This window comes from Halobacterium bonnevillei, from assembly GCF_009831555.1.
Classification (GTDB): Archaea; Halobacteriota; Halobacteria; order Halobacteriales; family Halobacteriaceae; genus Halobacterium; species Halobacterium bonnevillei.
The window spans coordinates 25,218-31,551 of record NZ_WUUU01000016.1 but is presented as its reverse complement, the minus strand read 5'-3'; the positions used below and the strand labels follow the sequence as shown (position 1 = coordinate 31,551).

Here is a 6,334-nt window from a genome sequence, read left to right as displayed (position 1 = left end):
CGACGCGCACGTCCGCGAGCACGTTGGCGACGTCCGCGCCGGTCGCGTCCGCGTCGGCGAGGTCGGCGACCGCGCCACGAATGCCGTCTGAGAGCGTTCCCGCGGCCTCGTTGCGGCGGAGTTCGCGGACGCGTTCGCGTTCCTCGGCGAGGTTCACGAGTTCGAAGTAGCCCGTGAACGCTCGCGCGAGGTTCTCGCAGTCACCGGGGTCCGCGCGTTCCACGAGGTCCCGGAGCGTCGCCCGGTCGTCGCCATCGCCCCGCCGGTAGTCGATTGCGGCGGTCCGGGCGCTTTCGACCGCCTGGTACGTCGCCGCCTGTTCGTGTGAGCGCACCGCCTCGCCGAGACTCTCGCCGAGTTCGCGGACGTCCTCCCGCACGCCCCGTCCGTGCAAGTCCATACCACACCCCACGAGACCCAGGGGTTTGAACGTCGGGCAAGCGCGCATACTTTGCCACTCGGAACCGAGTGAATTGAATTGGCCGCTACGTCGCGACGTCGACGCGAACCACGGGGACGGGCGCGGACTCCGGCGACACGACAACGCTCGTCTCGTAGGTCACTCGAGAATCCTGCACGGTCACGTTCACAGTCGCCTGGTACAGTGCCGGCGTCGTCGTGGGTTCGTCACCAGTGCCCGGGTCGTGGTACGTGTCACTCGGTAGCGCCGCGAGCAAGTCCGGTCGCTCCCGGTCGACGACGAACACGTATCTGCCCACGGCCGCACCGCCGTTCTCGACGCTCACGTCGTAGCCGCTGCCGACGCCCTCGGCGAACTGCCAGCCATCGACCGCGCTCCCGTTCACGGTGCCCTCGGTCAGGTCCAGCGCGGCGGCGTTCGATTGGACGGTCGTCGCCGCGAGCACGGCGCCGCTCTCGTTGCGGACGTCCACGTCCGTGAACCCGGGGTTCGACGTTCTCGACGACGCGCACCCGCCACGCCGTCGTCCCGTTCGAGACGTTCAGCGTCAGGGCGTCCGCTGTCGTCGGTTCGGCGACCACGTGGAACCGCCGCGTCGCGTCCACGCCCGTGGCGGCAGTCCAGTCGTCCACGCCGGTCGCGTTCGAGAAGTTCCGCCGCGTCGACTGGACGACCCGCGTCCCGTTCGCGACGCTGGCGACAGTCGTCTGAGTCAGGTGGCCGCTGCCCACCGCCAGCACAGACGCGTTCGCGTCCCACGTTTCGACGTTCGCCGTGAGCGTCGCCGCGAGTTCGTCGGAGTCGGAGTTGTTGTGGCGGTTCGTCTGCGCGAGAAGGGCGCCGACGTCGCCCTCGGCGGCGCGCTCGTAGGCGACGACGCTGTCCGTCTGGCCGTGGTTGCGCGTCGCGAGGTTCTCCGTGAAGACGACCGCGTTCAAAACGAGCGCGAGCACGACGAACGCGACGGCGAGACCGAGCGCTGCCACGAGCAGCAGTTGGCCGCGGCGGTCTCGCTCGTCCATGTCTCCCCGAGAAGCGTGGCGGCTACAAAAGGATTGCCGCGAGCCGGCGACCGACCGCAGCGGCCCCCGGGACTTTACTCGCACACGCCGTTGCGGCGAGCATGCGCGTGGTGGTACTGGGCGCGGGTTCGATCGGGTCCCTGGTCGGTGGATTGCTCGCGGCGACAGACCGGAGGGCGACCGAGAGCCAAGGCGCCGACGACGCCGCAGTGACGCTGCTCGGTCGCGACGACGAGCACACGCGCCAGATTCGCCGAGACGGACTCAGGGTGACGCACCCGGACGGCATCGATGAGTGCGTTCCGGTGGCGGTCGCGACGGACGAGTCGGCCGTCGCCGACGCCGACCTGCTCGTCGTCTGCGTGAAGGGCTACGACACGGAGGAGGCGATAGCGGGCGTCGCGCCCTCCCTCGACGGCGCCGACGTGTTGACGCTCCAGAACGGCCTCGGGAACGCGGAGACGATAGCCGACTACGTCCCAGGCGAGCGCGTCGTCGTGGGAACGACGAGCCACGGAGCAGTCCGCGAAGCGCCCGGCCACGTCCGGCACGCCGGGAGGGGAGACACGACCATCGGCCGCTACTTCGTCGACAACGACCCGCGGGTCCACGCCATCGCTGACCTCCTCACGGTCGCTGGCGTCGAGACGACGGTCACGGACGACCCCCAGCGCGCAGTCTGGACGAAGGTGCTCGTGAACGCCGGCATCAACGCCCCGACGGCGCTCGCGGGCGTGCCGAACGGCGCGCTCGCCGAGGACCCGGCGGGACTGCGTCTGCTCCGTCGTGCCGTCGAGGAGGGCGCCGAAATCGCCGAAGCCAGCGGCGTTGACGTGCCGGAGGACGTCGTCGAGCGGACTCTGGCGGTCGCCGAGCGGACGGCGACCAACCGGTCGTCGATGCGCCAGGACGTCGAACGCGGCCGGAGCACGGAAGTCGAGTCGCTGAACGGCGAACTCGCGCGGCGCGCCAGCGACAACGGCGTGGACGCCCCCGTCAACGAGACGCTCGCGGACCTGATTCGGCTCACGACGTCCGACTGACGCGAGCACGCGCCGCTACTGGCAGGTTCGCGGTCGCGGAAAATGAGGTCGCGTGGCTGTCGAGCGACAGCGCGCGGTTAGTCGGACTCGTTGCGGACGATGTCGTAGGAGAACTGCATCGCGTTCTCCGGCATGATCTCCACCGTCCACGAGCCCGCATCGGGATCTTCGAGGCGGTACTCGAACGTCTGGCGCTCACCGCCGGAGGCGTACGTGCCGTCGTCTGTCGTCGCGCGGCGGGTTTCGCCGAGGTTGACTGAACCGCTGTTCGTGACGCTGACGCGCTCGGCGTCGACCGTCTCGCCGTCGGGCGCGACGAACGTCACGTCGAAGTCGGCGTTCGCGTCGCCGGCGCCGTATCGGCCGGCGGCCAGTTCGAGCGTGACGTCCTCAGTGTCTTCGCTGACCTCGAAGGAGGTCTCGAAGGGCTCCTCTGGCTGTGTCCACACCTGGAACCGGACGTTCACGCGCTGCCAGTGCGAGGACTGCTCGGAGCGCGCCGGGTCCTTCAAGCCGAGGTCGACTTCGGCGCGGTAGTCGCCGCGGTCGGCGTCACCGGGCGGCGAGACGGTGACCGCCACGGTCGCCTTCTCGCCGGCGGGAATCTCGTTCGGGGCGTCGAAAGAGACCCACGAGCGGTCGAGCGTGTTCCGGTCGTCGTACGGCCGGTAGCGGTCGTCCGTCGCGAGTTCCGGGTTCACGGGGACGGCCTCGTCGCCGGTGTTCTCGACCACGATCTCGCGGGTGAAGGAGTCGCCGGCCTGGACTTGCGAGTGGACGTACGTGTCCGAGACGACGCGCACGGTCGGCTCCTGCCAGACTTCGACGCTCAGGGAGACGCCGTTGACCGGCTGGGCGGGCCGACCCGGGTAGGAGATTGTCTCGTCCGTCAGCGCCACCGCGCCACCGTAGCGGTTGATGGCGGCGTCCTCCGGGACGTCGACTGTGACGTTGAACTCCCGGGTTTCGCCGGCGTCGAGTTCGAGGTCGTCCGTCTCGATTGTCACCCACTCCTCGTCGATGGGCCGTTCGCCGCGCGGCGGCACGAAGAGGTGCGGGGACAGGTCGACGGCCTCGTCCTCGCCGTTCTCGACGGTGATGGTGATCGTTTCGCTCTCGCCGGGCTGGAGGCGGAGGTTCTGGTACTGGTCGTCGACGTAGAGGCGCGTGTAGTTGCGCTCCGTGTCATCGGGGTCTTCCTGGCTCAACGCCGGGTCGACGTCGGTTACCGGGCTCTGCGACTGCGTGTTCGCTGCGACACCGGCGGCTGGAACGACCAGCATCGCGGCCAGTGTCAGGGCGACGATCGTTCGCGTGTTCATGTGTTTGCTCGGTCCCGGGGACGCTTTCGCTGGAGGGCAAGTGGAGGGAGCGCCCCCGCGCTGGACCGTGTTCGGTCCATCACGACGATAGCCGATAAAATGTGAGGAGACTCAAACGACGACTGTAATGTCAATCCGTCTCGCACGCGGACGGGCCTACGCTTCCGAGGGACGGGGGCAGTCGTAGGTGTCCCGGACCGTGTCCGCGAGCACGGATTCCCTGCGCAGGACGAGGTAGACGACGACGAAGTCGTGCTCGAGCGGCCGGAACACGAAAATCTCGTGCTCGCAGTCGGCTTCCTCGTCGAGCCTGTCGACGAGGGGTTCGAGCGGGAGCGCGCCCGTCCGGATCTCGTCGAAGACGTCTCGCTCGCCGGGTTGTTCGGCGAACACGTAGACGGCGCCGTTGGGTTCGCCGTCCGTACTGAACGTCGGTCGGCCGTGGACGCCCGCGCCCTCCTGGTGGGCCTGCTCCATCGTGTCGAGCGCGGCTTCGAACAGCCCCGTGACCGCGTCGGCGTACGTCAGTAGCGTTCGCTTCCCGACGTCGACGTCCGTGAAGCGGGCGTCGCCGTCGTTCCACGCCAGCGTCGCATCCACGAGGTAGCCCGGACGGAGCGCGTCGACGTCGTCCGCGAGGGTGCCCTCGTAGCCGGCCGCGGCGACGCTGACGGGTTCGTGGTCGGCGCGGTCGAGCAACAGGAGCGCGTCCTCGCGCTCGGGCGCTGCACCGAGCACGCGGTACGTGCTCTCCGTCGTGGTTTCCATGGACCGTGATTGCGTGCGAGAAGTGATAAGCGCGTTCGTCTGGGTCGTCGATGGGGCATCCGGCCGAACCGGATGGTCGCCCTGGCCGTGCCTCTGAGCACCGGCAACCTACGTTGGGTTCTGCCCGATAAAACCCATGGACTACCGGAATATTATTCCGGTAATATCGGCCGAATACCACCTCGTGGTCCGGCGTACACGCGCTCCCCGCACTGCGTTTTCGACCCGGGAATCTACCGCCGAGTGACGTGAACAGCGATGGCTACGCGTGGCTCCCACAACACCTCGTTCTCGATGTCGAACGAGCGTGGACGTCGCAGTCTTGCAGCGAGAATCCCATCTCGGGGGCCGCGAGACAGTGGTGGCCTCCAGAACTGGCGCCGTCAGTCCGCGGAGATGCGGCCCCGTTCGTCGGCGGCGTCCGGACAGCACCGCTCGACGTCGACCACCTGTAGGTCGCCGTCCAGGGTGACGGTCAACGCGTCGGCGTTCAGGGGAATCGTCACTGTCACTCGGGTCGGGTCCGCGTCGTACGTCGTCGTTTCGTCGGTGACACACCAGCGCAGCGTCCAGTGCTTGCAGGTGTTGAGCTCGACGCCGTGCTCGGCGTAGAACGCCACGACGCGGGAGTCGTCGAGCAGGGAGAGGCCGACGGGCGACGAGATCGTGTGCTGGCACTGCACGCACGTGTGGTCCACGCGGACGTCGAGGCCGAGTGTGTCCGCGGAATCCGGGACGACTGCCGTGTCGATTCGGCCGCCGCACTCGGGACAGACGCCGTCCGCGGCCAGGCAGTGGAGGTGGCGGACGCGCTGATCGAACGCGGCCTCGATCTCCGTGGTCGAGCGGTCGCGCAGGCCACCCGGCGGGAACGCGTACCGGCCGTACGTGCTGTCGCAGTCGGTGCACTGGATGGCCAGGCGCTCGTCCGCGTACGCGGCTTCGAGGCTCCCGCCGCAGTCGAAGCACTCGCCCTCCACGGGGAACTCGAGGGAGACGCGCTCCGTGAACGTTCCCGCGAGGATGGCGCGAACGACCTTCGCTCCGGCGTACTGGAACTCGTAGCCGCCGTCGACCTGTCGGACGAAGTGGTCGGTGAGTTTCGAGAGGTGGTAGTTGAACTGGGCGCTGTCCCGCATCCCCACGCGCTTCCGGAGGTCCGAGAACGCGACTGGGCGCTCGGGCGCGAGCCAGAGTTCCTGGAGGATCGTAATTCGGGTTTCGTTCCCCAGGAGCGCGAACGCCTCGGCGGGCGGCAGGCTGTCGTCGAGGCCGCCGTCCGCGTCGATGGGTGCGCCGTCGAGGGGCGTGTCAGAACCGCTCATACACACCGATACAGCGACGTGCGGCATAAGCGCTCGCAAAAACGAATTTTTGTAAGTGAATTGACTATACCGTTCAGGGACGACGCACCAACAGGACGGCCCCCGCGAGGAATGCCAGCACGTACGCAGGATGTGACTGGGCGTATCCGAGCATTTCCGGCGCGGCCGTCGCCAGGGTCCCGGTTCCACCGGCCGGGTCGAACTCCCTGGCCGGCGAGTCGGCCCAGAGTGCGAAGTGCGCGACCGAAGCGATTCCGAACACCACGCCGACCACCTGGAGCGCCCGCTCCGCAAGGGCGTCCGCGACGAACTCTCGAAGCGACATAGCGGGACCTACGCGGTGCACCGGATAAATCCGGCCGACACCGCTGCAGTGGCACACCCGGCCGGCGGCGGTCACAAACCGAATACAATCCGGTCGCCGCGAGTCCCG

General features: G+C 68.4%; 8 protein-coding genes. 1 reads left to right on the top strand and 7 read right to left on the bottom strand.

What is annotated here, in order from left to right:
* From GRX66_RS04135 to GRX66_RS04125, 3 genes are all read right to left on the bottom strand, one after another.
* The coding region (locus GRX66_RS04135) for a phosphoenolpyruvate carboxylase (protein ID WP_233745285.1) at window positions 1-400 on the bottom strand (400 nt) is incomplete at its 3' end.
* An 85-nt stretch (window positions 401-485) separates the two neighbouring features.
* The gene (locus tag GRX66_RS04130) at window positions 486-677 is read right to left on the bottom strand and encodes a hypothetical protein (RefSeq protein ID WP_159525399.1); all 192 of its coding nucleotides are present in this window, start codon (window positions 675-677) and stop codon (window positions 486-488) included.
* On the bottom strand, window positions 655-1,443 hold the full coding sequence (locus GRX66_RS04125; protein WP_159525398.1) for a DUF7261 family protein: 789 nt from the start codon (window positions 1,441-1,443) through the stop codon (window positions 655-657). The genes GRX66_RS04130 and GRX66_RS04125 overlap by 23 nt, the downstream gene beginning before the upstream one ends.
* Window positions 1,444-1,544: 101 nt before the next feature.
* Here GRX66_RS04125 and GRX66_RS04120 point away from each other — a divergent pair, with 101 nt between their 5' ends.
* Window positions 1,545-2,486 (top strand): ketopantoate reductase family protein, encoded by a 942-nt coding sequence (locus GRX66_RS04120; protein WP_159525397.1) that lies wholly within the window; start codon window positions 1,545-1,547, stop codon window positions 2,484-2,486.
* 77 nt (window positions 2,487-2,563) lie between these two features.
* Here GRX66_RS04120 and GRX66_RS04115 read toward each other — a convergent pair whose 3' ends face one another.
* The 4 genes from GRX66_RS04115 to GRX66_RS04100 form a co-directional block, all read right to left on the bottom strand.
* Window positions 2,564-3,808 carry a hypothetical protein gene (locus GRX66_RS04115; protein WP_159525396.1) on the bottom strand — a complete coding sequence of 415 codons (1,245 nt, stop codon included), beginning with the start codon at window positions 3,806-3,808 and terminating at the stop codon, window positions 2,564-2,566.
* Between the two features lie 156 nt (window positions 3,809-3,964).
* Window positions 3,965-4,576: a DUF6663 family protein gene (locus GRX66_RS04110; RefSeq protein WP_159525395.1), complete on the bottom strand. Its 612-nt coding sequence runs from the start codon at window positions 4,574-4,576 to the stop codon at window positions 3,965-3,967.
* Window positions 4,577-4,959: 383 nt separating this feature from the next.
* Window positions 4,960-5,901 (bottom strand): winged helix-turn-helix domain-containing protein, encoded by a 942-nt coding sequence (locus GRX66_RS04105; RefSeq protein WP_159525394.1) that lies wholly within the window; start codon window positions 5,899-5,901, stop codon window positions 4,960-4,962.
* Between the two features lie 73 nt (window positions 5,902-5,974).
* Window positions 5,975-6,226 (bottom strand): hypothetical protein, encoded by a 252-nt coding sequence (locus GRX66_RS04100; protein ID WP_159525393.1) that lies wholly within the window; start codon window positions 6,224-6,226, stop codon window positions 5,975-5,977.
* Window positions 6,227-6,334: the final 108 nt, after the last annotated feature.

What these genes read in the sequence shown, in the direction of transcription:
- GRX66_RS04125 (WP_159525398.1), bottom strand. Translation starts at nt 1,443, where the DNA reads ATGGACGAGCGAGACCGCCGCGGCCAACTGCTGCTCGTGGCAGCGCTC.
- GRX66_RS04120 (WP_159525397.1), top strand. Translation starts at nt 1,545, where the DNA reads ATGCGCGTGGTGGTACTGGGCGCGGGTTCGATCGGGTCCCTGGTCGGT.
- GRX66_RS04115 (WP_159525396.1), bottom strand. Translation starts at nt 3,808, where the DNA reads ATGAACACGCGAACGATCGTCGCCCTGACACTGGCCGCGATGCTGGTC.
- GRX66_RS04110 (WP_159525395.1), bottom strand. Translation starts at nt 4,576, where the DNA reads ATGGAAACCACGACGGAGAGCACGTACCGCGTGCTCGGTGCAGCGCCC.
- GRX66_RS04105 (WP_159525394.1), bottom strand. Translation starts at nt 5,901, where the DNA reads ATGAGCGGTTCTGACACGCCCCTCGACGGCGCACCCATCGACGCGGAC.
- GRX66_RS04100 (WP_159525393.1), bottom strand. Translation starts at nt 6,226, where the DNA reads ATGTCGCTTCGAGAGTTCGTCGCGGACGCCCTTGCGGAGCGGGCGCTC.